Annotated in this window: 21 protein-coding genes; 10 read left to right on the plus strand and 11 right to left on the minus strand. The window is 55.1% G+C overall.

Features of this window, described 5'->3' with window-relative positions; translation table 11 throughout:
- Positions 1-15: 15 nt before the first annotated feature.
- Positions 16-435, plus strand: coding sequence for a F0F1 ATP synthase subunit epsilon (locus tag NWP14_RS15480; protein ID WP_041143353.1), 420 nt, complete (start codon positions 16-18; stop codon positions 433-435).
- A gap of 409 nt (positions 436-844) precedes the next feature.
- On the opposite strand, the gene NWP14_RS15485 is transcribed toward NWP14_RS15480, so the two are convergent.
- Positions 845-3,028 carry a right-handed parallel beta-helix repeat-containing protein gene (locus NWP14_RS15485; RefSeq protein WP_375215616.1) on the minus strand — a complete coding sequence of 728 codons (2,184 nt, stop codon included), beginning with the start codon at positions 3,026-3,028 and terminating at the stop codon, positions 845-847.
- Positions 3,029-3,373: 345 nt separating this feature from the next.
- Here NWP14_RS15485 and glmU point away from each other — a divergent pair, with 345 nt between their 5' ends.
- The 7 genes from glmU to phoU all read left to right on the plus strand — a co-directional run bounded on the left by glmU (position 3,374) and on the right by phoU (position 11,951).
- The gene (gene glmU / locus NWP14_RS15490; protein ID WP_375215617.1) at positions 3,374-4,744 is read left to right on the plus strand and encodes a bifunctional UDP-N-acetylglucosamine diphosphorylase/glucosamine-1-phosphate N-acetyltransferase GlmU; all 1,371 of its coding nucleotides are present in this window, start codon (positions 3,374-3,376) and stop codon (positions 4,742-4,744) included.
- 202 nt (positions 4,745-4,946) lie between these two features.
- Positions 4,947-6,776, plus strand: a complete 1,830-nt coding sequence (glmS, locus tag NWP14_RS15495; RefSeq protein WP_095102346.1) for a glutamine--fructose-6-phosphate transaminase (isomerizing) — start codon at positions 4,947-4,949, stop codon at positions 6,774-6,776.
- Between the two features lie 472 nt (positions 6,777-7,248).
- Entirely contained in the window at positions 7,249-8,289 is a 1,041-nt protein-coding gene (gene pstS, locus NWP14_RS15500; protein ID WP_095102348.1) for a phosphate ABC transporter substrate-binding protein PstS, read from the plus strand.
- A gap of 125 nt (positions 8,290-8,414) precedes the next feature.
- Positions 8,415-9,374 (plus strand): phosphate ABC transporter permease PstC, encoded by a 960-nt coding sequence (gene pstC / locus NWP14_RS15505; RefSeq protein ID WP_095102349.1) that lies wholly within the window; start codon positions 8,415-8,417, stop codon positions 9,372-9,374.
- Positions 9,374-10,264, plus strand: coding sequence for a phosphate ABC transporter permease PstA (gene pstA, locus NWP14_RS15510; RefSeq protein WP_095102351.1), 891 nt, complete (start codon positions 9,374-9,376; stop codon positions 10,262-10,264). The genes pstC and pstA overlap by 1 nt, the downstream gene beginning before the upstream one ends.
- A gap of 46 nt (positions 10,265-10,310) precedes the next feature.
- Positions 10,311-11,084 (plus strand): phosphate ABC transporter ATP-binding protein PstB, encoded by a 774-nt coding sequence (gene pstB / locus NWP14_RS15515; protein ID WP_095102353.1) that lies wholly within the window; start codon positions 10,311-10,313, stop codon positions 11,082-11,084.
- 141 nt (positions 11,085-11,225) lie between these two features.
- Positions 11,226-11,951, plus strand: a complete 726-nt coding sequence (gene phoU, locus NWP14_RS15520; protein ID WP_004107251.1) for a phosphate signaling complex protein PhoU — start codon at positions 11,226-11,228, stop codon at positions 11,949-11,951.
- Positions 11,952-12,035: 84 nt separating this feature from the next.
- Here phoU and yieH read toward each other — a convergent pair whose 3' ends face one another.
- Positions 12,036-12,701 carry a 6-phosphogluconate phosphatase gene (yieH, locus tag NWP14_RS15525; RefSeq protein ID WP_331835004.1) on the minus strand — a complete coding sequence of 222 codons (666 nt, stop codon included), beginning with the start codon at positions 12,699-12,701 and terminating at the stop codon, positions 12,036-12,038.
- A 169-nt stretch (positions 12,702-12,870) separates the two neighbouring features.
- Between yieH and adeP the strand changes: the two genes are divergently transcribed.
- Positions 12,871-14,208: an adenine permease AdeP gene (gene adeP, locus NWP14_RS15530; protein WP_095102362.1), complete on the plus strand. Its 1,338-nt coding sequence runs from the start codon at positions 12,871-12,873 to the stop codon at positions 14,206-14,208.
- Positions 14,209-14,252: 44 nt separating this feature from the next.
- On the opposite strand, the gene NWP14_RS15535 is transcribed toward adeP, so the two are convergent.
- The 9 genes from NWP14_RS15535 to rpmH form a co-directional block, all read right to left on the minus strand.
- The gene (locus tag NWP14_RS15535) at positions 14,253-14,819 is read right to left on the minus strand and encodes an NADPH-dependent FMN reductase (RefSeq protein WP_331835005.1); all 567 of its coding nucleotides are present in this window, start codon (positions 14,817-14,819) and stop codon (positions 14,253-14,255) included.
- A 37-nt stretch (positions 14,820-14,856) separates the two neighbouring features.
- Positions 14,857-15,594 (minus strand): 4'-phosphopantetheinyl transferase superfamily protein, encoded by a 738-nt coding sequence (locus NWP14_RS15540; protein WP_095102368.1) that lies wholly within the window; start codon positions 15,592-15,594, stop codon positions 14,857-14,859.
- 157 nt (positions 15,595-15,751) lie between these two features.
- Positions 15,752-16,711, minus strand: coding sequence for an HTH-type transcriptional regulator YidZ (yidZ, locus tag NWP14_RS15545; protein WP_331835006.1), 960 nt, complete (start codon positions 16,709-16,711; stop codon positions 15,752-15,754).
- Complete coding sequence (locus NWP14_RS15550) at positions 16,680-17,864, minus strand: MFS transporter (RefSeq protein ID WP_375215618.1); 1,185 nt, start codon at positions 17,862-17,864, stop codon at positions 16,680-16,682. The genes yidZ and NWP14_RS15550 overlap by 32 nt, the downstream gene beginning before the upstream one ends.
- A gap of 179 nt (positions 17,865-18,043) precedes the next feature.
- Complete coding sequence (gene mnmE / locus NWP14_RS15555) at positions 18,044-19,408, minus strand: tRNA uridine-5-carboxymethylaminomethyl(34) synthesis GTPase MnmE (RefSeq protein ID WP_095102377.1); 1,365 nt, start codon at positions 19,406-19,408, stop codon at positions 18,044-18,046.
- 194 nt (positions 19,409-19,602) lie between these two features.
- The gene (gene yidC, locus NWP14_RS15560) at positions 19,603-21,252 is read right to left on the minus strand and encodes a membrane protein insertase YidC (protein WP_095102380.1); all 1,650 of its coding nucleotides are present in this window, start codon (positions 21,250-21,252) and stop codon (positions 19,603-19,605) included.
- 2 nt (positions 21,253-21,254) lie between these two features.
- Positions 21,255-21,512, minus strand: coding sequence for a membrane protein insertion efficiency factor YidD (gene yidD / locus NWP14_RS15565; protein WP_071844869.1), 258 nt, complete (start codon positions 21,510-21,512; stop codon positions 21,255-21,257).
- Positions 21,476-21,835: a ribonuclease P protein component gene (rnpA, locus tag NWP14_RS15570; protein WP_071844868.1), complete on the minus strand. Its 360-nt coding sequence runs from the start codon at positions 21,833-21,835 to the stop codon at positions 21,476-21,478. The genes yidD and rnpA overlap by 37 nt, the downstream gene beginning before the upstream one ends.
- 15 nt (positions 21,836-21,850) lie before the next feature.
- A complete protein-coding gene (rpmH, locus tag NWP14_RS15575) occupies positions 21,851-21,991 on the minus strand; it encodes a 50S ribosomal protein L34 (RefSeq protein ID WP_004871828.1) in 141 nt (46 codons plus the stop codon).
- Between the two features lie 620 nt (positions 21,992-22,611).
- Here rpmH and dnaA point away from each other — a divergent pair.
- Positions 22,612-24,015, plus strand: coding sequence for a chromosomal replication initiator protein DnaA (gene dnaA, locus NWP14_RS15580; protein WP_095102383.1), 1,404 nt, complete (start codon positions 22,612-22,614; stop codon positions 24,013-24,015).
- Positions 24,016-24,017 lie beyond the last annotated feature (2 nt).

Raw genomic sequence — 24,017 nt, forward strand, 5'->3', positions numbered from 1 at the left:
TAATCGGAGGGTGATATGGCAATGACTTACCACCTGGACGTCGTCAGCGCAGAGAAGCAAATGTTCTCTGGTCTGGTCGAGAAAATCCAGGTAACGGGTAGTGAAGGTGAACTGGGTATTTTCCCGGGTCACGCCCCGCTGCTCACCGCCATTAAGCCTGGTATGATTCGCATCGTTAAACAGCACGGTCATGAAGAGTTTATCTATCTGTCCGGCGGCATTCTTGAAGTGCAGCCTGGCAGCGTGACCGTACTGGCTGATACGGCAATTCGTGGCCAGGATCTCGACGAAGCACGAGCCCTGGAATCGAAGCGTAAAGCGGAAGAGCACATTAACAGCTCTCACGGCGACGTAGATTACGCTCAGGCGTCTGCGGAACTGGCCAAAGCGATCGCCAAACTGCGCGTTATCGAATTGACCAAAAAAGCGATGTAACACCGGCTTGAAAGTTAAAGGCCAGTCTGGTTTCCAGGCTGGCTTTTTTTATGCTCTCGTTTCAGTAATTTCAAAACTAAAAAGACATTTTAAAAATTTTGTGATGAAAGTCTCATTTTTATTGATCGCTTAAAAAATGAGGCGTAGACTTCTTTTTGTGATGTATATCACAAAAAATAACTTATCAAAACGCATCTCTATCCAGGAAGTCATCATGAAACTGCTCAATAAAATCATCGCCTTCTTCAGTGCTATGAACGTTACCTTCGGTACATTCAACCACTAAAAAGTACGCTCTCCGGCCTGCTTTTACGCTGTACCGCTAACTAAAACGACAACACATGCGGTGTGAAGCAGGAAAGAAAGTAAAAGGTCGCCCGCGGGCGACCTTTGTATTTTTGGGCTCGCTTCAGGAACGAGGTTGGCTACGGCTGAGGAAATGACCGGTATTAAAACGGCCGTCTGCATTACGCAGCATCGGGTCCGGTAGCGCCAGCGTTTGGTAATCGTCGCTATTAATACTCTTTCCCTGGGCGTTGATGCTCTTACCGTCGTGGATAAAATAGTTGCTGTCGTCAATATTCCCGACCACGGCATCATCGTATTTTCCTGGCTGGCTGCGCAGGGAGATATTGTCGCTAAACGTCCCTTGAGTCTCGGGTTTACCGTACGGGCTGGCGCGGAAGATGTAGTTAAAGCGCTGATTATCCACCGCCACGTTATTGACCACCACCAGCCTGCCGGGGTTGAAGTTATCCGTAAAACCGTCCAGATGATTGCCAATCGCAATGCTGTTGCGCACTTCATGCGCCACCGGCTGCCCTTCCCCACCCAGCTTAAAACCATTGCTGGTGTTATTACGGGCAATTGAATTCTCGATCACCACAACGCCATTGGCGCCATCTTCAATCTTGTTGAACAGGTCAAATCCGTCGTCGATATTATCGTAGGAGTAGCAGCCTTCGAGCCGGTTTCCCTCACCCACCCGCATTTTTACCGCAAAACCATCGGCGTTAATCTTGCCCGGATCTTCATTACTGAACGATTCGGAATTGACCACCCGATTATAGCTGGCCCACAGCGGGCGCCCCACGTCTGGCGGAGAGGAAATTTGAATCCCGGTATCATCGTTGCGATAAGCGGTGACGTTCTCAATCAGATTATAGCTACCCTGCACGCGCAGGCTTTTATCGGTGATGGTAATTCCCTTGATATGCCAGTAGCTGGCGTCAAGCTGCAGGCCGTGGATAACCGCCTTTCCGTCGGCCTGCAGCGTCTTGTTTTGCCCTTTGAGCCCGCTGGCGCTGAGCGGGATCTGCGTTTGCGGATAGTCTCCGGCGGCTAAGATAAGCGTACCGCCAGCGGGCAGTAACTCCACGGCGCGGGAGAGAGTGAGCGGAGCGTCTGCCGTTCCGTTAGCATTCGCCTGCCCTTGCGCAGAGACGTACAGGGTACGGCCTTCTACGCCGGCGCTGCGTTCAACCGTTAGCGTTTGCGCTACCGGCTTGCCGCTGGTGGCCGGAGTAAACTGAACCTCGAAGGTGTTCCTGTCTTTGAGCGTGGCGGGTTGAGTAAACATCTCCCCGGCTTTGACGGCTATGTCCTTGCCGATGATGACTTCGTCCTGGCGGACGGTAAAGCGCCCGTCATAGTTAGCCCGCGCCTGCAGAATGTACTCCGCGCTTTGGCTTGTGGCGCCAGAGGCTATCTGCATTACGACCGGCCAGGTTTTCGCAATATAGGGCGGGGAGGCCTGCGTATTGGCTGCAGAAGTGGTAAGCGAGGCGTTGCTGACGGTGATTTTGGCATTACGCGAGGCGAAAAAGCCGACGTAGTAATGGTCTTTATCCTGCTGCGCGATCGTGTCGCTATGGGCAACCTTCTCGCTTACCCATGCGCTGCTGCCCGTCGGCGCCCATGAGGTGATAAAACCGTCGTTGGTGCGTTCCAGCTTAAGCTGAAAGGTTGGCGTTTGCCGGAGATCGATATTTTCTTTATAGCTCTGCCTGGTGATAGAAGAGCCGGCATTTCCCCAGGGCTGGACGATCCCTTCACGACTGATGGCCTGCAGTTTTATATGCGCATGATCTTTTTTATCCTGCGTCATGATCGCGTTCATTAGCATATTCGATGCTGCCGGAAACTCTTCATAGCCCACCTTTAAAGGCTGCTGGCGTGGCAGACCGATAACATCACGAACCAGCAGTCCCGCGCCTTCCTGCGCTGCCGGACGGGCGCCGTTCTCCGGGCCGAACTGATCCACCGTTACCGTTGCCTGCAGGATAAAATTTTGGCTAACCGGCAGCGTGGTATAAAAGAAGGTCAGGCCATCATGTGAATTCGCGATCTTGCCTCCCCGACTCTCGATGGTTACGGGGGCGCTGAGATCGGCGGTATCCTGGGGAGTCAGCTTTTTGCCTGCGATGGTGACGTCATTAACCCCGATTTTTTCCGGCAGTACGTTGGAGGAGAAATTCACATCGGTTGATTGACCAAAAGCGATACCTCGCCAGACATGAGCCTCGCCAGCGTGCAGCGGCAATGCGATAATTGAGCTACAAAGGGCTAATGCCAAAGGGATTTTTTTATTCATTTCTTTCTCCAGAGTAAATAATGAGCAGCATTATCATCGGAATGAAACGGTGTTTCTATTTACCGCGTCACAATAAATGAATATTAAAATCGTGTTTCATTTTGTGTTTTCGCTTTATTCAGGCGTCGAAAAAACAGGAAAAGCAGTGGGATAGCAGATATTCATCTCTCTTATCAGGTTTTTTCGGAGATAAACTGATTTGCAGTGACTAAAAATAGCGCCATAAAATGGTGTATAGCGTTGAGCCTGAGCGTTTTATCCTCGTCTCGTTTCATGATGAAAAATATGTAGTAATTTCAACGTGAAAGGCTTTTACTTTTCGTTCTAACAGCTGTCAGGATGCGTATGTCAAACAGTGCGATGAGCGTGGTTGTCCTTGCCGCAGGCAAAGGGACCCGCATGTATTCCGATCTTCCCAAGGTGCTGCACTCCTTGGCTGGGAAGCCAATGGTGCAACATGTTATTGATGCGACTAAAGATTTAGGCGCTTCTTCCGTACACCTTGTGTACGGGCACGGCGGCGATCTGCTGCGTCAGGCGCTGCATGAAGACAATCTTAATTGGGTTCTGCAGGCGGAACAGCTGGGTACCGGCCATGCGATGCAGCAGGCGGCGCCATTCTTCGCCGATGATGAAGATATCATGATGCTGTACGGCGACGTCCCGCTGATCTCCGTCGATACCCTGCAGCGCCTGCGCGCCGCCAAACCGCAGGGCGGCATTGGCCTGCTGACGGTGAAGCTGGACGATCCGAGCGGCTATGGGCGCATTACGCGTGATAACGGCCGGGTTAGCGGCATTGTTGAGCATAAAGATGCCAGCGAAGCGCAGCGTCAAATTCAGGAAATCAACACCGGGATCCTGATCGCCGGCGGCGCGGATTTAAAACGCTGGCTGGCGAAGCTGACGAATAACAACGTCCAGGGCGAATACTACATTACCGATATTATCGCGATGGCGTATCAGGAAGGCCGGGAAATCGTCGCCGTCCACCCTCAGCGTTTAAGCGAAGTTGAAGGCGTCAACAACCGCCTGCAGCTATCCCGCCTCGAGCGCGTCTATCAGTCTGAACAGGCGGAAAAACTGCTGCTGGCGGGCGTTATGCTGCGCGATCCGGCGCGTTTTGATCTCCGCGGCACGCTGGCGCATGGGCGCGATGTTGAGATTGATACTAACGTTATCCTTGAAGGGAACGTGGTACTGGGCGAACGGGTGAAAATTGGCGCCGGCTGCGTGATTAAAAACAGCACCATCGGTGATGACTGTGAAATCAGCCCGTACTCCGTGGTGGAGGATGCCCATCTGCAGGCAGCCTGCACCATCGGACCTTTCGCTCGTCTGCGCCCAGGGGCGGAGCTGCTGGAAGGCGCGCACGTCGGCAACTTTGTCGAAATGAAAAAAGCGCGTCTGGGCAAAGGCTCGAAGGCGGGGCATCTCTCCTATCTGGGTGATGCGGAAATCGGCGATAACGTGAATATCGGTGCAGGTACCATCACCTGTAACTATGACGGCGCCAATAAATTTAAAACCGTTATCGGCAACGACGTGTTTGTCGGGTCGGATAGCCAGCTGGTGGCGCCCGTAACCGTTGGCAACGGCGTGACGATCGCCGCCGGCACCACGGTTACCCGCGATATTGCTGATAATGAATTAGTATTAAGCCGCGTGCCGCAGGTCCATAAGCAGGGCTGGCAGCGTCCGGTGAAGAAAAAGTAGGTCATTTACCCTCATCCTTCCGGGATGAGGGCCGGGGTGAGAGGATAAAATAATCCTCCCCCCATAGCAGTAACCATAAAAATAACCCCACTCTCTACAAGGCTCGGGGCGCCCGGAAAGGGCATTATCCAACGTAAATGCGTTGGGTAAACACAGGTCAGCGACAACGCATGGCATAACGCCATTATCAGGAAATTTAACTATGTGTGGAATTGTTGGCGCAGTCGCGCAGCGTGATATTGCTGAAATCCTTCTCGAAGGTTTACGTCGTCTGGAATACCGTGGCTATGACTCTGCCGGTCTGGCAGTGGTTGATAACGAAGGACACATGTCCCGCGTTCGTCGGCTCGGTAAAGTACAGATGCTGGCTCAGGCGGTAGAAGAACAGCCGTTGCACGGCGGTACGGGGATTGCCCATACCCGCTGGGCGACCCACGGCGAACCGTCAGAGAGCAATGCGCATCCGCATGTTTCTGAACATATTGTGGTGGTCCACAACGGCATCATCGAAAACCATGAACCGCTGCGCGAGCTGCTGCAGTCGCGTGGCTATATTTTTGTATCAGAGACTGATACGGAAGTGATTGCTCACCTGGTGCACTGGGAGCTGGAGCAGGGCGGAACCCTGCGGGAAGCCGTTCTGCGCGCCATCCCACAGCTGCGCGGCGCCTACGGTACCGTCATCATGGATACCCGCGATCCGGGCACCCTGCTGGCCGCTCGTTCAGGCAGCCCGCTGGTTATTGGTCTGGGGATGGGGGAGAACTTCATCGCCTCCGATCAGCTGGCGCTGCTGCCGGTGACCCGCCGCTTTATCTTCCTCGAAGAGGGCGATATTGCGGAAGTCTCCCGCCGCTCGGTGGTGGTATTTGATAAGTCAGGCGCGGAGGTTAAACGCCCGGACATCGAATCCAACCTGCAATACGACGCGGGCGATAAGGGCATCTACCGCCACTACATGCAAAAAGAGATCTACGAGCAGCCGAACGCTATCAAGAACACCCTGACCGGGCGGATTAGCCACGGAGAAGTCGATCTGAGCGAACTGGGCGCCAACGCCAACGAGATGCTGTCTCAGGTTGAGCATATTCAGATTGTCGCCTGCGGCACTTCGTATAACTCCGGGATGGTTTCTCGCTACTGGTTTGAAGCGCTGGCCGGCGTGCCGTGCGATGTCGAAATCGCCTCTGAATTCCGCTATCGCAAATCGGCAGTACGCCGCAACAGCCTGATGATCACTCTTTCCCAGTCCGGCGAAACGGCGGATACGCTGGCCGCCCTGCGCCTGTCGAAAGAGCTGGGATATCTTGGATCTCTGGCTATTTGCAACGTGCCAGGCTCATCGCTGGTTCGCGAGTCCGATCTTTCGCTGATGACCAAAGCGGGCACCGAAATCGGCGTGGCTTCCACCAAAGCCTTCACCACTCAGCTGACCGTGCTGCTGATGCTGGTGGCGAAACTGGCGCGCCTGAAGGGCCAGGATGCGGCGATTGAGCACGATATCGTGCATGGTCTGCAGGCGTTACCGAGCCGAATCGAGCAGATGCTGTCGCAGGACAAGCGTATTGAAGCGCTGGCGGAAAGTTTCTCTGATAAGCACCACGCGCTGTTCCTCGGCCGTGGCGATCAGTATCCTATTGCTCTTGAAGGGGCGCTGAAGCTGAAAGAGATCTCTTATATCCACGCGGAAGCCTACGCTGCAGGCGAGCTGAAGCATGGTCCTCTGGCCCTGATTGACGCCGAGATGCCGGTTATTGTTGTCGCACCGAACAACGAACTGCTGGAGAAGCTCAAATCCAACATCGAAGAAGTTCGCGCCCGCGGCGGCCAGCTGTACGTCTTTGCCGATGGGGATGCTGGCTTTAACAGCAGCGATAATATGCACATCATCCAGATGCCGCATGTTGAAGAGGTGATTGCGCCAATCTTCTACACCGTCCCGCTGCAGCTGCTGGCCTATCACGTCGCGCTGATTAAAGGCACCGACGTTGACCAGCCGCGTAACCTCGCAAAATCGGTTACCGTAGAGTAAGGCGAATTTGCTGAAGCGATGCGCTTTCGCAACTCGCGAGTCAGTTAAAACATCCGGTGGGGCTGATGAAGCTCCCCGGATTTTTTTTCCCCTGCCGTCTGCGGACGGAAAAGCGCGGACCCGCTTTGAATGGCGGTTAAATAAGCATGAATGGCTGCCGGATGGCGGCCTTTTTTGTCGGTTCGCTGGTCGCTTTTTCCGCATGAAGTAAAAAGGCGCGTCCCCTGGCTTTTATGACAACTGACCCGCTTTAGCGCTAAATTTGCCTGTCATAAAAAGAAAATTTTTCCGTAAACTCATTGTCATTATTGTGATTAACTAAATGATTAAAATGGATTTTATTTACCATTATTCTGCGCATAATTCATTGTCATAAAACTGTAATAATTCGTACATTTTACTGTCACCTCTTTGTCCTATTTTGCTCACCATAGCCTCGAAACAACGATTTACGAATCCAGCAGGAGACATTATGAACGTTATGCGTACCACCGTCGCAACAGTTGTCGCCGCGACCTTATCTATGAGCGCTTTTTCTGCATTTGCAGCAGCAAGTCTGACAGGCGCAGGCGCAACTTTCCCTGCGCCGGTGTATGCCAAATGGGCTGATACTTATCAGAAAGAGACCGGCAATAAAGTGAACTACCAGGGCATCGGCTCTTCCGGTGGTGTAAAACAGATTATTGCCAACACCGTTGATTTCGGTGCTTCTGATGCTCCTCTGGCTGATGACAAGCTGGCTCAGGAAGGTCTGTTCCAGTTCCCAACCGTTATCGGCGGCGTGGTGCTGGCCGTTAACCTGCCAGGCCTGAAGTCCGGCGAGCTGGTGCTGGATGGTAAAACGCTGGGTGATATCTACCTGGGCAAAATTAAGAAATGGGATGACGAAGCGATTGCCAAACTCAACCCAGGCAAGAAGCTGCCGGCACAGAATATTGCCGTAGTTCGTCGCGCTGATGGCTCCGGTACTTCCTTCGTCTTCACCAGCTACCTGGCGAAAGTGAACGAAGAGTGGAAATCCAAAATCGGCGCAGGCTCTACCGTTAACTGGCCGACCGGTCTGGGCGGTAAAGGTAACGACGGTATCGCCGCTTTCGTTCAGCGTCTGCCGGGTTCAATTGGCTACGTTGAATACGCCTATGCGAAACAAAACAACCTCGCCTACACCAAACTGCTGTCTGCTGACGGCAAGCCGGTTAGCCCAACGGAAGATAACTTCGCTAACGCCGCGAAAGGTATCGACTGGAGCAAGTCCTTTGCACAGGACCTGACTAACCAGAAAGGTGAAAATGCATGGCCGATCACCTCAACCACCTTCATCCTGGTACACAAAGCTTCCAGCAAGCCTGAGCAGACGGCTGAAGTGCTGAAGTTCTTCGACTGGGCATATAAAAACGGCGGTAAAGAAGCTAACGCACTGGATTACGCAACGCTGCCGGAAAGCGTGGTTGAGCAGGTTCGCGCTGCATGGAAAACCAACGTGAAAGACAGCAGCGGTAAAGCGCTGTACTAATACTTGTTATACTTCGCGCTGCAGGCCATCTTGCTGCGGCGCGAATTATTTTGGGTATAGCATTACCTTTGTCTAACAGGTCAGTAATATAGCGGCCTTTCGGACCCGAACTTAAAGAGTAACCTATGGCTGCAACCAAGCCGGCATTCAACCCTCCGGGGAAAAAGGGTGACATATTTTTCGGCGTGCTGGTCAAACTGGCGGCGCTGATTGTGCTATTGATGCTGGGCGGCATCATCGTTTCCCTGATTATCTCTTCGTGGCCAAGCATTCAAAAGTTTGGTTTTTCCTTTTTGTGGACTAAAGAGTGGGATGCGCCGAACGAAGTCTTCGGGGCGCTGGTTCCGATCTACGGTACGCTGGTTACCTCATTTATTGCGCTGCTGATCGCCGTTCCTGTGAGCTTCGGTATTGCGCTGTTCCTGACCGAACTCTCCCCTGCCTGGCTTAAGCGTCCTCTCGGTATTGCGATCGAACTTCTGGCGGCTATCCCGAGTATCGTTTACGGCATGTGGGGTCTGTTTATCTTTGCGCCGCTGTTCGCGACCTACTTCCAGGAGCCGGTCGGCAACATCATGTCGACAATTCCTTTCGTTGGCGCCCTGTTTGCGGGACCGGCGTTTGGTATCGGTATTCTGGCGGCCGGCGTCATTCTGGCCATCATGATCATCCCTTATATCGCAGCGGTTATGCGCGATGTGTTTGAGCAGACGCCGGTGATGATGAAAGAGTCCGCCTACGGCATCGGCTGCACCACCTGGGAGGTTATCTGGCGCATTGTGCTGCCCTTTACCCGCAACGGGGTGATAGGCGGCGTGATGCTCGGCCTGGGGCGTGCGCTGGGGGAAACCATGGCGGTGACCTTTATTATCGGTAACACCTACCAGCTGGATAGCGCTTCGCTGTATATGCCAGGCAACAGTATCACCTCTGCGCTGGCGAATGAGTTTGCCGAAGCCGAGTCTGGCCTGCACGTCGCCGCGCTGATGGAGCTGGGGCTGATTCTGTTCGTTATTACCTTTATTGTTCTGGCTGCATCTAAGTTCATGGTGATGCGCCTGGCGAAGAATGAGGGAGCACGCTAATGGCGACGATTGAACTACAAACCACCGCTGAGCTGGCGGAATCCCGCCGTAAAATGCAGGCTAAGCGGCGCCTGAAAAACCGGATCGCGCTGGGCCTCTCTATGGGGACAATGGTATTCGGTCTGTTCTGGCTTATCTGGATCCTGATGGCCACCGTGACCCGAGGCATTGACGGCATGAGCCTGGCGCTGTTTACCGAAATGACTCCGCCGCCGAACACCGCTGGCGGCGGCCTGGCTAACGCCCTCGCGGGCAGCGGCCTGCTGATCCTGTGGTCAACGATCTTCGGCACGCCGCTGGGCATTTTGGCGGGGATTTATCTGGCGGAATATGGCCGTAAATCCGCGCTAGCGGAAGTGATTCGTTTTATTAACGATATCCTGCTCTCCGCTCCTTCTATCGTGGTTGGCCTGTTCGTTTACACCATCGTGGTTGCGCAGATGCAGCACTTTTCCGGCTGGGCAGGAGTTATTGCCCTGGCGCTGCTGCAGGTGCCTATCGTGATTCGTACCACGGAGAATATGCTGAAGCTGGTGCCGGACAGCCTGCGTGAAGCGGCCTACGCGCTGGGTACGCCGAAATGGAGAATGATTTCCGCGATCACCCTGAAAGCCTCGGTTTCCGGCATTATGACGGGCATCCTGCTGGCTATCGCGCGTATCGCCGGGGAGACGGCACCGCTGCTGTTTACCGCGCTCTCCAACCAGTTCTGGAGTACCGACATGATGCAGCCGATCGCCAACCTGCCGGTAACGATTTTCAAATTTGCCATGAGTCCGTTTGCGGAGTGGCAGCAACTGGCATGGGCCGGGGTATTGATTATCACCCTGTGCGTACTGCTGCTGAACGTTCTGGCGCGCGTGGTTTTCGCGAAGAATAAACACGGTTAATTTTTTGCGGCGCGGCGAAACGCGGCGCCGAATGAGGAAGAGATTGATGAGTATGGTGAATGCTATCCCGGGTAAACTTTCAGTTCGTAACCTGAACTTCTACTACGGAAAATTCCATGCCCTGAAAAACATCAACCTGGATATTACTAAAAACCAGGTTACGGCGTTTATCGGCCCGTCAGGCTGCGGTAAGTCGACCCTGCTGCGTACGTTCAACAAAATGTTTGAGCTGTATCCGGAGCAGCGTGCGGAAGGCGAAATTTTGCTGGATGGCGATAATATTCTGACCAACACCCAGGACATCGCCCTGCTGCGTGCCAAGGTCGGAATGGTCTTCCAGAAGCCGACGCCGTTCCCGATGTCGATTTATGACAATATCGCCTTTGGCGTTCGTCTGTTTGAAAAGCTGTCGCGCACCGATATGGATGAACGCGTGCAGTGGGCGCTGACCAAGGCCGCATTATGGAACGAAACCAAAGATAAGCTGCATCAGAGCGGCTACTCTCTCTCCGGCGGTCAGCAGCAGCGTTTGTGCATTGCGCGCGGTATCGCGATTCGCCCGGAAGTGCTGTTGCTTGATGAACCGTGCTCCGCGCTGGACCCGATTTCGACCGGGCGCATTGAAGAGCTGATCACCGAGCTGAAGCAGGACTACACCGTCGTTATCGTTACTCACAACATGCAGCAGGCTGCGCGTTGTTCTGACCATACGGCATTTATGTATCTTGGCGAGCTGATTGAATTCAGCAACACGGACGATCTGTTTACGAAGCCCGCTAAGAAGCAAACTGAAGATTACATTACCGGCCGCTACGGTTGATATGCTCCTCAGCTTTCAGGCTGTACCCGCGCTGGCTGCCTTTGCTCACCCCGGTTACGTAGCTGTATATCTACGCACCCGGGGATTTGCGCTGTTGCCGCCTCGCTATGGCCAGAAATCTTTTGGGCATCTGGAGGAACGATGGATAACCTAAATCTTAATAAACATATTTCCGGCCAGTTCAACGCTGAACTGGAGTATATCCGCACCCAGGTGATGACGATGGGTGGGCTGGTGGAGCAGCAGCTTTCTGATGCGATCACCGCGATGCACAACCAGGACAGCGAGCTGGCAAAGCGCGTTATCGATGGTGATAAGCAGGTCAATATGATGGAAGTGGCCATTGATGAAGCCTGCGTGCGCATCATCGCCAAACGTCAGCCTACCGCCAGCGACCTGCGCCTGGTGATGGCGATTATCAAAACCATCGCCGAGCTGGAACGTATCGGTGATGTCGCGGATAAAATTTGCCGCACGGCGCTGGAGAAGTTTTCCCAGCAGCATCAGCCGCTGCTGGTGAGCCTGGAGTCTCTCGGCCGTCACACCGTGCAGATGCTGCATGATGTGCTGGACGCCTTTGCGCGAATGGATCTGGACGAAGCCGTGCGTATCTATCGTGAAGATAAGAAAGTGGATCAGGAGTATGAGGGCATCGTGCGTCAGCTGATGACTTATATGATGGAAGATTCACGTACGATTCCTAGCGTGCTGACCGCCCTGTTCTGCGCCCGCTCTATTGAGCGCATCGGCGACCGCTGCCAGAACATCTGCGAATATATTTTCTACTTCGTTAAAGGCCAGGACTTCCGCCACGTTGGCGGCGACGAGCTGGACAAGCTGCTGGCGGGTAAAGATCCGAAAGAGTAAACGACCGTTCCCCGGCCGCGCGACGCTGGCCGGGGTGACAGGATTGCGCAACCCAGGCCCGGCCGAGCGCAGCGATGCCGGAGCTTAGCGGGTAATTTCCCAGCCCCGCGCTTTCCACAGCGCCGGAAGCTGCGCCAAATCGGTAAACATCGTCACTTTCGGATGCACGATCGGCAGGTTATGCGGATCGGCGCAGAAGTAGAACACCTCCATTCCGGCATCAATTCCCGACCGGGCGCCGGCGCTGGAGTCATCAATCAGAATGCAGTTTTCGACGTTAACGTTCATGGCCTTCGCCGCGTGGAACATCAGCGCCGGATCGGGCTTCCAGCGTTGAATATCGTAGCCGCTGTACAGCCTGTCGGGGAAATGGTGCAACATGCCGGTTCTGCCGAGCGAGTGCTGCATTTTGCTGACCGGGCCGTTCGAGACCACGCACAGGGGAACCGTCACCGCATCCAGCAGGGCTTCAGCGCCGGCGATAGCCTCCAGCTCTGAATCAAACAGGCGCGCCACCTCGTCGCGATAGACCGGTTCAAGCGTCGCCTTTTGCAGGCTGACGCCGTACTCCTCATTTATGGTATCGATGATCTCGTAGAGTTTTACGCCTTTGAAGCGCTTAAAGATCTCTTCTAAATCCAGCGTAATGCCGAACTCTTTGAACATGTGAACATAGGCGCGGGAACAGATCACTTCACTGTCGACCAGCGTGCCGTCACAGTCGAAAAACAGGGCTTCTATTTGGGACATGCTGTTTCCATTTTAACAAGTTTAACGTTTTCGTAATGCCGATTTGCGGGACGCAATCGTTGCCGTATAAGCAAAAGCAATGAAAAAAAATTAACACACAACTGCACCAGGTGTCGCATTTTGGTATAGGATAGCCTCGAATTTTCCCTCCTTTGTTCGGAAACCGATAATGAGTCAACAACAAACCAGCCAGTCTTCTGGCCAGGGTCTGCTGGAGCGCGTGTTCAAGCTGCGTGAACATGGCACGACGGCACGCACCGAAGCGATCGCAGGTTTCACCACCTTCCTGACGATGGTCTACATTGTTTTCGTTAACCCACAAATTCTCGGCGTGGCGGGTATGGATACCAGCGCTGTGTTTGTGACGACCTGTCTGATCGCGGCATTCGGCAGTATTATGATGGGGCTGTTTGCTAACCTGCCAGTCGCCCTGGCACCGGCAATGGGCCTCAACGCCTTCTTTGCTTTTGTGGTGGTTCAGGCAATGGGCCTGCCGTGGCAGGTGGGGATGGGGGCTATTTTCTGGGGGGCCGTTGGCCTGCTGCTGCTGACGATTTTCCGCGTACGCTACTGGATGATTGCCAATATTCCGGTAAGCCTGCGCGTGGGGATCACCAGCGGGATTGGCCTGTTCATCGGTATGATGGGGCTGAAAAATGCGGGCGTAATTGTTGCCAACCAGGACACGCTGGTCAGCATCGGTAACCTGACGTCCCACAGCGTGCTGCTGGGGATCCTTGGCTTCTTTATCATCGCCATTCTGGCGTCGCGTAACATCCATGCGGCGGTACTGGTTTCTATCGTGGTGACAACGCTGCTGGGCTGGATGCTGGGTGATGTTCACTACACCGGCATTGTTTCTGCGCCGCCGAGCGTGATGACGGTTGTGGGTCATGTCGATTTAGCCGGTTCGTTTAATCTTGGCCTGGCCGGCGTTATCTTCTCCTTTATGCTGGTAAACCTGTTTGACTCCTCCGGCACCTTGATTGGGGTGACGGATAAAGCCGGCCTTGCTGATGAGAAAGGTAAATTCCCGCGCATGAAGCAGGCGCTGTTTGTGGACAGTATCTCCTCCGTAGCGGGTTCCTTTATCGGCACCTCGTCGGTCACGGCCTATATCGAATCCTCCTCCGGCGTCTCCGTCGGCGGACGTACCGGCCTGACGGCGGTCGTTGTCGGCATTCTGTTCCTGCTGGTTATTTTCCTGTCGCCGCTGGCGGGAATGGTGCCAGCCTACGCTGCCGCTGGCGCGTTAATCTACGTCGGCGTGCTGATGACATCCAGCCTGTCGCGCGTGAAGTGGGACGATCTGACGGAAGCGGTACCGGCGTTCATTACCGCGGTCATGATGCCGTTTAGCTTCTCTATCACCGAAGGTATCGCCCTCGGCTTTATCTCCTACTGCGTGATGAAGATTGGTACCGGCCGCCTGCGCGACCTCAGCCCGTGCGTAATCATCGTATCACTGCTGTTCGTGCTGAAAATTGTGTTTATCGACGCCCACTGATTTGCCCGCACGAAGCCCTCTCCCAAAAGGGAGAGGGCTGTCACTTAGGCTTTAACGCGCTGAATATAATCGCCAAAGGCGCTCAGCTGTCCGCTGAGATGATCGAGCGTGCTTTGATCGACCACCACTCCCGACTGCGGGTCCACCTTGTTCTGAATAACCCCACCCATAAACTCAGGCTTGTTCATCACCATCGCGTCGAGGAACACCAGAATCTGCCGCAGGTGATACTGGCAGCGCGCGCCGCCGATAGCGCCCATCGAGCTGGTTTGGATCAATACGGGTTTACCTGAGAGCGGCTGTTCAGGCAGGCGAGATAGCCAGTCAATCGCATTTTTCAGGCCGCCGGGAACCGAGTAGTTATATTCCGGCGTCACGATGACCACGCCATCCGCTTCGCGAATCTGCCGCGCGATATCCTGCACGCTTTGTGGGAATCCCTCTTCCTGCTGGAGATCCGCATCGTATAGCGGAATGTCGCCAATCGACGGCAGCGCCGAGATTGCCATGCCCGCAGGGGCGATAGCTGGCAGGGTGCGTGCGACCATGCCATTAAACGACTCTTTGCGCAGACTTCCGAGTAACGTAACAACTTTCAACGTATCAGACATGATTGCTCCTTTGCATCATGATGGCCGGACGGACCGGTCAGTTGAGGGAGAATGCTTTTTCCACCGGCAGGCTGGTAAAGCGCATCAGGCGGGCTGAGGGCTCTTTCGCGCGTACCTGTGCGTTCGGCAGGCTACGCCAGCCGTCGCTGCTCGTGTACTCCCAGACTTTAAGCTGGCCGAGACCCGGAGTGGCGGCGATGGACCAGACCAGCACAGTCTCGGCGTCGCAGAGCGCCTCTATGGGCTGCATGTTGGCGGTACGCAGCCGACCTGAGCCTGGAAGCAGCTGCAGGCGCACGGGCGCTTCGCCGGTGAGCTTGAGGACGCTGCGGCGCAGCGCGACCAGCTGGGCGCGTGCTTCATCAGGATCGTGCTGGTTGTTAATCCATAGATTTTCGTTGCTGTTGAAAACATACCGATTGGCGTCGTGCAGCGGATGCACGCCGCGCGAAGCGTGCTGCAGCTCCATGTCCAGGCCGCAGTCGCCTTCCGTTGTCAGCGTGACGCCAACGATATTTCCGGCATACGAAATGGAAAAGCGGGGAAGATGGCGGTCGCGAAAGACGGGCCTGCCGTCGGCTTCTCTGATGATTTCGGGGAGCTCGCTAATGCCGTACAGCATAAACAGCAGCTCTGCGAGCAGCGACCGCGATGCGCGGTAGCGGGTCTGTCGGTACTCCGGCAAACTTTGGGCGGTTTGATGACAGGCCGCCGACAGGCGTGTCGATAGCGGCTCCCTTGCGCTCAGTATCCCTCTTGCAAAATGCGTTGCCATTCGTCGCTCCGTGATTAATGGTCAGAGATAAAAATTGAGAATTACATTATCGCCTGGAATTGATAGGTTTTAATGCGGAAATCATCCCTTGAAAAGGGGATTATGTGAATTTTACAAATTCTTGCGTAACAAAGAGAGGGGGATACGGATAACAGCGCTACAGCGGGTCCGTATAGAGTCGTTTCAGGGCTTCCCTGAGCCAGACGATTTTTGGGTTGTAGCTGTTGCGCTTATGCCACAGCAGGACGAAAGGCACCCTGACTTTTTCCAGCAGCTGGGGCTCCAGAGGGAGAGGGCGGGACACCAGCGGCAGCTGGTGCTGGCGGTTATAGTGGTGGCAGTAGCGCGGTGCCGTCGCCAGCATGTGGTGATCCGGCTGAGCGGCCATAAACAGCGATTGCTCAAAGCCAGGCAGGGTCAGGGCGACGGTGCGCTTGTGTCCCAAATCGTGCAGAACCTCATCCAGCGCCCAGGTATCGATCTGCTCCCAGCTGATATTGATATGCGGGTAGCGTAAAAAGGTCTCCAGATTCCACTCTTCGCTGAGGGCCGGATGATCCGCGCGCAGCCACACCTGCGGCAGATCGGTAAACAGCACCTCAAAATCGATATACCACGGCAGCTGGCTCAGCTGTTCGCGTGAACGCGGGTGCGTTTCCCGCCCGCAAAATCCAATATCAACCTCGCCGCGAATAATGGCATCCAGCGAATCATAGTCCCAGCTGCGCAGGCGGATCAGCGCCTGGGGATAGCGCTGGTAGATCTGCCGGGCAAGGGTATCAAACAGGATCATCATGAGCGGCATTTCCGCCGCCAGTTCGAACTTCAGACCGCTGGGCATGGCGTGATGCGGCTTATCCAGGATCTGGTTGCCCATCTGCATCCAGTCCGCCAGATCCTGCTCCATGCTGGTCATCAGCGGGGTGGGCGTCAGGCCGAGGGGCGTTTTAACGAATAGCGGATCGTCGAACCAGGCGCGGAGTTTGGCCAGCGACTTGCTCACCGCCGACGGCGAAACGTTCATTCGTTTCGCCGTGCGGGTGACGCTGAGCTCCTGGGTTAAGAGCTGCAGGCAGAGTAATAAATTAAGATCGAGACTCGACAGGGGTTTCTTCATAAGTTTGCGCGGCCCGTGCGGGGGCAGCGGCCACAATCAGCACAATGCTGACTATGCTACAGCCAATGAGGATCCCGATCAGCATATTCATTGCGCTTAAGCCAACGATAGCGGCCAGCCAAATCCATAGCGAAGAGCCGCAGACCTGAGCGATACCCAGCGCGGAGCTGGCGACGCCGGCGCGCAGGGTAAACGGCCCCAGCGCCTGGCTCATTGCCACGCCGAAGCCGACGGAGAAGCCCGCGCAGATCAGCGCCAGGCCCAGCATGGTCACCGTTTGGCTGGTGGCGAGGCTGAGCAGCGCCCCGGCGATAAAGAATATCACCTGCGAGGTTAGCATCAGGGTGCGCGGCTTAAACAGGGTGAGCGCAAAGGGCGTGGAGAACGACACGGCCATGCTAATCAGCGCCATGAGGGCCATCGCCATCGAATATTTGCCGCGGTCGAAGCCCATCTCCTCCATCATCAGAACCGGCGAGACGTTCACGTAGGTCAGGATGGCGGTTACGCTGAGGGTGGTAATGACTACCCGGCTGAGGAAAAAGCGGTTCAGCAGCGACTCGGAGCCGGCAGGTTGCTGAGCCGACTCGCCTGGCAGCGCGGTCGGCCGCGTCTCCCGCAGCACGAAGATCGAAAGCAGACCGACCATCACGCCCATGCCGGTCATGGTGTAGAACAGGCTTTGCCACGGGTACCTAAGCATAATCAGATGGCCCAGTACCGGAGCCAGCACCGGGATAATGCAGGTAATGCCGTTGAGGAGCGATAGTACCTTGGCGCGCCGCCGGTCATCGAGGGTGTCGCGCAGCACCGCAAAGGCCACCACGTAGCAGCTCCCGGCGCCGATACCCTGAATAAAGCGTCCGATCAGGAAAAGGGTGCTGGTATGCGCCAGCGAGCAAAGAAGGGAGGCCAGAATAAAGATAAAGGCACCAAATACGGCGACCGGTTTGCGTCCGGACTTATCGGCAATGCGCCCGGCAAACAGCATTGCGGTGGCCATACCCGCCAGGTAGACCGAGAACGCGATATGCAGCTGCGCCTCGCTGGCCCCCAGATCCTGCGCGATTCTCGGCAGACCGACCAGGTACATATCAATGCCGGATGGATAGAGCAAAACCAGCGCAAAACCACAGATCAGAAAGCGTGCCATAGAACCCCTCGCGATAATAGTGCCGTACAGAGTAATGGTGAATGCGTGCCAGTACGAGTTGCCATTTGGACAACAATGATTTCCTGGGAGGAAAAACGGGGGGTTAATAAGTAAAAACCCGCATTAACAGCCGGTTAATGCGGGTTAGTGAACGTTTACGCACGACTACGGACTAAACGTTATTTACCAATACAGAAGCTGGAGAAAATGCGCCCCAGCAGATCGTCAGAGGTAAATTCGCCGGTAATTTCGCTTAAGGCCTGCTGCGAGAGCCGCAGCTCTTCTGCCAGAAGCTCGCCGGCCCATGCGCCAAGCAGCTGGGCCTTACCCTGCTGCAGATGGTTGGCTGCCGCTTCCAGCGCCTGCAGGTGGCGGCGGCGGGCGAGGAAGCCGCCCTCCATATTGGTCTCGAAGCCCATGCTCTGCTTAAGATGATTGCGCAGCGCCTCAACGCCCTCTCCGGTACGCGCCGACAGGCGAATAAGCGAGTGACCATTTACTTCACTCAGACCCAGCGTTTCGCCGGTAACGTCGGCTTTATTGCGCACCACGGTAATCGGCAGTTTTGCCGGCAGGCGTTCGATAAAGTCCGGCCAGATCTCCGCAGGGTCGACGGCGTCGGTGGTGGTGCCATCCACCATAAACAGCACCCGGTCGGCCTGGGCGATTTCCTGCCAGGCGCGCTCGATACCGATGCGTTCAACCTCATCGTTGGCGTCGCGCAGACCGGCGGTATCGATGATGTGCAGCGGCATGCCGTCGATGTGGATATGCTCGCGGAGCACGTCGCGGGTGGTTCCGGCGATATCCGTCACAATCGCGGCTTCACGCCCGGCCAGCGCGTTCAGCAGGCTCGATTTCCCGGCGTTGGGGCGCCCGGCAATCACCACCTTCATCCCTTCCCGCAGCAGGCTGCCCTGACGGGCCTCAGCGCGAACCGCGTCGAGATCGGCGATCACGTCGTTAAGCTGGGCCTCTATTTTGCCGTCGGACAGGAAGTCGATTTCTTCGTCCGGGAAGTCGATTGCCGCTTCGACGTAGATACGCAGGTGGGTCAGCGCTTCCACAAGGTGGTTTACGCGCGCGGAGAAGGCGCCCTGCAGCGAGTTTAGCGCCGAACGCGCCGCCTGCTCGGAGCTGGCGTCAATCAGATCGGCAATCGCCTCGGCCTGAGCCAGGTCGAGCTTATCGTTGAGAAACGCGCGTTCGGAGAACTCTCCCGGGTTAGCAATGCGCAGGCCCGGAAGGGTCAGGATGCGTTTGAGCAGCAGATCGAGAATGACCGGGCCGCCGTGGCCCTGCAGCTCGAGGACGTCTTCGCCGGTAAAGGAGTTTGGCCCAGGGAACCACAGCGCGATGCCCTGATCCAGCGCCGTTCCGTTAACGTCCTTGAACGGCAGATAGTCGGCATAGCGCGGCTTTGGCAGCTTGCCGAGCACCGCCTGCGCGACCTCGCGCGCCTTCAGGCCGGAGATGCGCAGGATGCCCACACCACCGCGTCCCGGTGGGGTTGCCTGGGCGACGATAGTGTCGTTATGGCTCATGATGACTCTCTATGTAAATGTAAAAAAGGCGGTCTATTGACCGCCTTCTCTGGCATTAACTTTACCGTATATTCTCGAAATAGTTCAAGTTGCAGGAAGGCGGCAAGTTAGAGAGGCCCCAGGAGCTTACTCAAGTAAGTGACTGGGGCGAACTAACGAAGCCAACGCATCTGCGGCTTGAAGAATGAAGAGAATCAGGTTTTTTTCTTCTCGCGGCTATGCAGGCCACGCTTCTCCAGACCACGATAAATCAGCTGCTGCTGAATAATGGTGACCAGGTTGCTGACGATATAGTAAACCACCAGGCCAGACGGGAACCACAGGAAGAACACCGTGAAGATGACCGGCATAAAGGTCATGATCTTCTGCTGCATCGGGTCGGTCACGGTCGTCGGCGACATCTTCTGAATGAAGAACATCGTTGCGCCCATGATGATCGGCAGGATGTAGTACGGGTCTTGTGCAGACAGGTCGTGGATCCACAGGATAAACGGCGCATGACGCAGTTCAACCGAGGCGCTCAGCATGTAGTACAGCGCAAGGAAGATAGGCATCTGGATAATCAGCGGGAAGCAGCCGCCCAGCGGGTTAACCTTCTCCGCTTTATACAGGGCCATCATTTCCTGGCTTTGACGCTGTTTATCATCGCCCAGACGCTCACGCATTGCCTGAATCTTCGGCTGCAGCATACGCATCTTCGCCATGGAGGTGTACTGCGCTTTGGTCAGCGGGTACATGATGCCACGAACGATAAAGGTAATAACGATGATGGAGAAGCCCCAGTTGCCGAGGAAGCTATGGATCCATTTCAGCAGCTTGAACAGCGGCTGAGAAATAAACCACAGCCAGCCGTAGTCAACGGTCAGATCGAGGTGCGGCGCAACGGCAGCCATTTTGTCCTGAATTGCCGGGCCGACCCACAGCACGCTTTCCAGCTTATCGGTTTGACCCGGCTGTACCAGAACCGGCTGAGATTTGTAACCAATAGCGACAATACCGTTACCGAGGTTCGCGGTGTAGAAGCTGTTGGTGCCGCTGTTATGCGGAACCCATGCGGTAGTGAAGTACTGCTGCAGCATGGCGACCCAACCGTCTTTGGTGCTGACGTTCAGGTTTTCGTTATCGACGATAGTATCGAATTTGTATTTTTCGTACTTGGCATCTGCAGTTGAATACGCGGCACCGCGGAAGGTGTGCATCGTAGACAGGCCACCGGTTTGCGTATCGCGGGCGGTTGGCAGGTTAGCAGACTGTTTCAGCTGACCGAAGGTGGAGATCTCCAACGGTTTTTCGCCGACGTTCTGTACGTTATAGCCTACGTTCACCGCATACTCACCACGTTTCAGGGTGAACGTTTTGGTGAATACGTTGCCGGCCTGGTCGGTGTACGTCAGCGGAATGACGATTTCGTTCTGGCCGTCGGCCAGCACAAACGCATCTTTATCGACGTTATACAGCGGACGAGAGCCATTCGCCGGGTTATCCGGGCCATCACGACCGGTTAAACCGCTCTGTGCCTGATAGATAAACTGCGGAGTGGTCTCCAGTAGCTGGAACGGTTCGGTAGACTTCAGCGCTTTCGGGTAAGCCGGAAGCAACGCTTGCTCAACATCACCACCGCGGGTGTTGATGGTCAGATCAAGCACGTCTGTTTTAACCGTAATCAGTTTCCCTTGGCCACTGGCCGGTACGCCCTGGTCGGCGGCGCTACCCGCTGCTGTGGTCGTTGTCTGCGTGGTCTGCTGTTGCTGGGCTTGCGGATTGTTATCCTGCTCCCAGGCTTGCCAGATCATGAAAGACACGAACAACAAAGCGATGATAAGAAGATTGCGTTGCGAATCCATCGTTAGTGTTCTCTGGTATCAAATGGTCCAGGCGGGACGGGATCGTCACCACCAGGGTGTAAAGGGTGGCATTTTAATACGCGTTTCACTGTCAACCAACTGCCTTTTACCACCCCAAACCTGCGCAATGCCTCAATTCCGTAGCTTGAGCAGGTTGGAGTGAAACGACAATGCGGCCCGAGTAGCGGACTAATCAGGCGCTGATAGACCCGTATAAGGCCTATCAGGACCCGGGAGCCAGGCGACAATGGCGGCGCCATAATTTTTCCAACGCTTCCGAGAGAGCACGGTTATCGAGTTCGGCAACCCCTTTCTTTGCCACCACCACGAAATCCATTGGCGGGAGTTCATGCTGACGTAAACGGAAGCTTTCACGCGTCAGACGTTTAATCCGATTGCGTTCATGCGCGCGTTTGACGTTTTTCTTGGCGACAGTAAGACCGATGCGGGGATGCCCCAGCGAATTCAGGCGGCCGAGGATGGTGATTTGCGGCGTGCCAGCCCGTTGTGGCTGCTGGAAGACGAAAGTGAAATGACTGGGAGTTAACAAACGTAACTCCCTGGGAAATGCTAGCTTAACCACGCAGGGTTAGCTTTATTACTTGGAAACGGTCAGACGAGCACGGCTTTTAGCACGACGACGTGCCAGAACCTGACGACCATTTTTAGTAGCCATACGTGCACGGAAGCCGTGAGAACGGTTGCGCTTCAGTACAGACGGTTGAAAAGTGCGTTTCATGGCGGTTTCTACCTAAACTTGAATAATTTCACTGACTTTTGCGTATACCCGAACGAACTTCGAACGGCTAACGCCTCAGCGATGGTGATTAAAGAGGCCGGATTGTAATAATTGTACACTCCGGAGTCAATTCTCTTTCCTTATTTCTCACACCTTGTCGCACAAAAAATGAGCTGAGACAGGCTGCGGAAAACGGGCATTACGCACCGGGTGGAGGATTATACGGCCTGACGGGTAAAGCGCAAGGATCGCAGGGGATCTTTGTTAGATCGTTTAGGCCCAAAACCGGCATAGCTCATTAATTTTTCCAATATGTGGGCGAAATCGTGCCCCTCCTTTCCCTGGATCGATTACACTTACCCGGCTTCGATCCTTCCTGTGGATAAAACGGGAAGAATCTGTTGAGAAACACAAGATATCTTTTTCAGTTTAGGCTATGATCCCCGGTCCCGATCGCGATCCCCGGATCCGCATCGGACAAAAACCGCAGATAGCGGTTCGCACGTCACCCCTTTTGTGCAGGGGCTTTCGGCTTATGCAGGGCCTTGTCGACGTGTGCCAACAATCACGATTGTTTCTTTTTTTCTTTATATCGATTTTACGTTCGAGTGGAGTCCGCCGTGTCACTTTCGCTTTGGCAGCAGTGTCTTGCCCGATTGCAGGATGAGTTACCAGCCACAGAATTCAGTATGTGGATACGCCCGTTGCAGGCGGAACTGAGCGATAACACGCTGGCACTGTATGCGCCAAACCGTTTTGTGCTCGATTGGGTAAGGGATAAATACCTCAATAATATCAATGGACTCCTCAATGATTTTTGCGGTGCTGATGCCCCACAGCTGCGGTTTGAAGTCGGCACTAAACCGGCAGTACAGCCGCAGCGCGGCGCGGTAAATAACGTCGCGGCAACCGTCCCGGCCGCGCAGGTTCAGATGACGCGCGTAGCGCCGACGATCGTGCGCCCGGGCTGGGATAACGTCCCGGCGCCGGCGGAACCGACCTACCGCTCCAACGTCAACGTCAAGCATACCTTTGATAACTTTGTCGAAGGTAAGTCTAACCAGCTGGCCCGCGCTGCGGCGCGTCAGGTTGCGGATAACCCGGGTGGCGCCTACAACCCGTTATTCCTTTATGGCGGTACCGGTTTGGGTAAAACCCACCTTTTGCACGCGGTCGGTAACGGCATTGTTGCGCGCAAACCGAACGCCAAAGTGGTCTATATGCACTCCGAGCGCTTCGTTCAGGACATGGTGAAAGCCTTGCAGAACAACGCGATCGAAGAATTTAAGCGCTACTACCGCTCCGTAGACGCCCTGCTGATCGATGATATTCAGTTCTTTGCGAATAAAGAGCGCTCGCAGGAAGAGTTTTTCCACACCTTCAACGCCCTGCTGGAAGGTAATCAGCAGATCATTCTCACCTCGGATCGCTATCCGAAAGAGATCAACGGCGTTGAGGATCGTCTGAAATCACGCTTCGGCTGGGGGCTGACGGTGGCGATCGAGCCGCCGGAGCTGGAAACCCGCGTGGCGATCCTGATGAAAAAAGCGGACGAAAACGACATTCGTCTGCCGGGTGAAGTGGCCTTCTTTATTGCCAAGCGTTTACGTTCCAACGTACGTGAGCTGGAAGGGGCGCTGAACCGCGTTATCGCTAACGCCAACTTTACCGGCCGGGCGATTACCATCGATTTCGTCCGCGAAGCGCTGCGCGATCTGCTGGCGCTTCAGGAAAAGCTGGTCACCATCGACAATATTCAGAAGACGGTGGCGGAGTATTATAAGATTAAGGTAGCGGATCTGCTCTCCAAGCGCCGCTCCCGCTCGGTGGCGCGTCCTCGTCAGATGGCGATGGCGCTGGCCAAAGAGCTGACCAACCATAGTTTGCCGGAAATTGGCGATGCGTTTGGCGGCCGTGACCATACCACCGTGCTGCACGCCTGCCGTAAGATTGAGCAGCTGCGTGAAGAAAGCCACGATATCAAAGAAGATTTTTCCAATTTAATCAGAACATTATCCTCGTGACG

It is taken from the genome of Klebsiella sp. C349492, from assembly GCF_042055345.1.
Classification (GTDB): Bacteria; Pseudomonadota; Gammaproteobacteria; order Enterobacterales; family Enterobacteriaceae; genus Klebsiella; species Klebsiella scottii.

Excerpts from the sequence above, each read along its gene's own strand:
- NWP14_RS15480 (WP_041143353.1), top strand. The coding sequence starts at position 16 with ATGGCAATGACTTACCACCTGGACGTCGTCAGCGCAGAGAAGCAAATG.
- pstB (WP_095102353.1), top strand. The coding sequence starts at position 10,311 with ATGAGTATGGTGAATGCTATCCCGGGTAAACTTTCAGTTCGTAACCTG.
- phoU (WP_004107251.1), top strand. The coding sequence starts at position 11,226 with ATGGATAACCTAAATCTTAATAAACATATTTCCGGCCAGTTCAACGCT.
- pstC (WP_095102349.1), top strand. The coding sequence starts at position 8,415 with ATGGCTGCAACCAAGCCGGCATTCAACCCTCCGGGGAAAAAGGGTGAC.
- glmU (WP_375215617.1), top strand. The coding sequence starts at position 3,374 with ATGTCAAACAGTGCGATGAGCGTGGTTGTCCTTGCCGCAGGCAAAGGG.
- glmS (WP_095102346.1), top strand. The coding sequence starts at position 4,947 with ATGTGTGGAATTGTTGGCGCAGTCGCGCAGCGTGATATTGCTGAAATC.
- mnmE (WP_095102377.1), bottom strand. The coding sequence starts at position 19,408 with ATGAGCCATAACGACACTATCGTCGCCCAGGCAACCCCACCGGGACGC.
- adeP (WP_095102362.1), top strand. The coding sequence starts at position 12,871 with ATGAGTCAACAACAAACCAGCCAGTCTTCTGGCCAGGGTCTGCTGGAG.
- rpmH (WP_004871828.1), bottom strand. The coding sequence starts at position 21,991 with ATGAAACGCACTTTTCAACCGTCTGTACTGAAGCGCAACCGTTCTCAC.
- yidZ (WP_331835006.1), bottom strand. The coding sequence starts at position 16,711 with ATGAAGAAACCCCTGTCGAGTCTCGATCTTAATTTATTACTCTGCCTG.
- NWP14_RS15550 (WP_375215618.1), bottom strand. The coding sequence starts at position 17,864 with ATGGCACGCTTTCTGATCTGTGGTTTTGCGCTGGTTTTGCTCTATCCA.
- NWP14_RS15535 (WP_331835005.1), bottom strand. The coding sequence starts at position 14,819 with ATGTCTGATACGTTGAAAGTTGTTACGTTACTCGGAAGTCTGCGCAAA.
- yidC (WP_095102380.1), bottom strand. The coding sequence starts at position 21,252 with ATGGATTCGCAACGCAATCTTCTTATCATCGCTTTGTTGTTCGTGTCT.
- pstS (WP_095102348.1), top strand. The coding sequence starts at position 7,249 with ATGAACGTTATGCGTACCACCGTCGCAACAGTTGTCGCCGCGACCTTA.
- yieH (WP_331835004.1), bottom strand. The coding sequence starts at position 12,701 with ATGTCCCAAATAGAAGCCCTGTTTTTCGACTGTGACGGCACGCTGGTC.
- NWP14_RS15485 (WP_375215616.1), bottom strand. The coding sequence starts at position 3,028 with ATGAATAAAAAAATCCCTTTGGCATTAGCCCTTTGTAGCTCAATTATC.
- NWP14_RS15540 (WP_095102368.1), bottom strand. The coding sequence starts at position 15,594 with ATGGCAACGCATTTTGCAAGAGGGATACTGAGCGCAAGGGAGCCGCTA.
- pstA (WP_095102351.1), top strand. The coding sequence starts at position 9,374 with ATGGCGACGATTGAACTACAAACCACCGCTGAGCTGGCGGAATCCCGC.
- yidD (WP_071844869.1), bottom strand. The coding sequence starts at position 21,512 with ATGGCGCCGCCATTGTCGCCTGGCTCCCGGGTCCTGATAGGCCTTATA.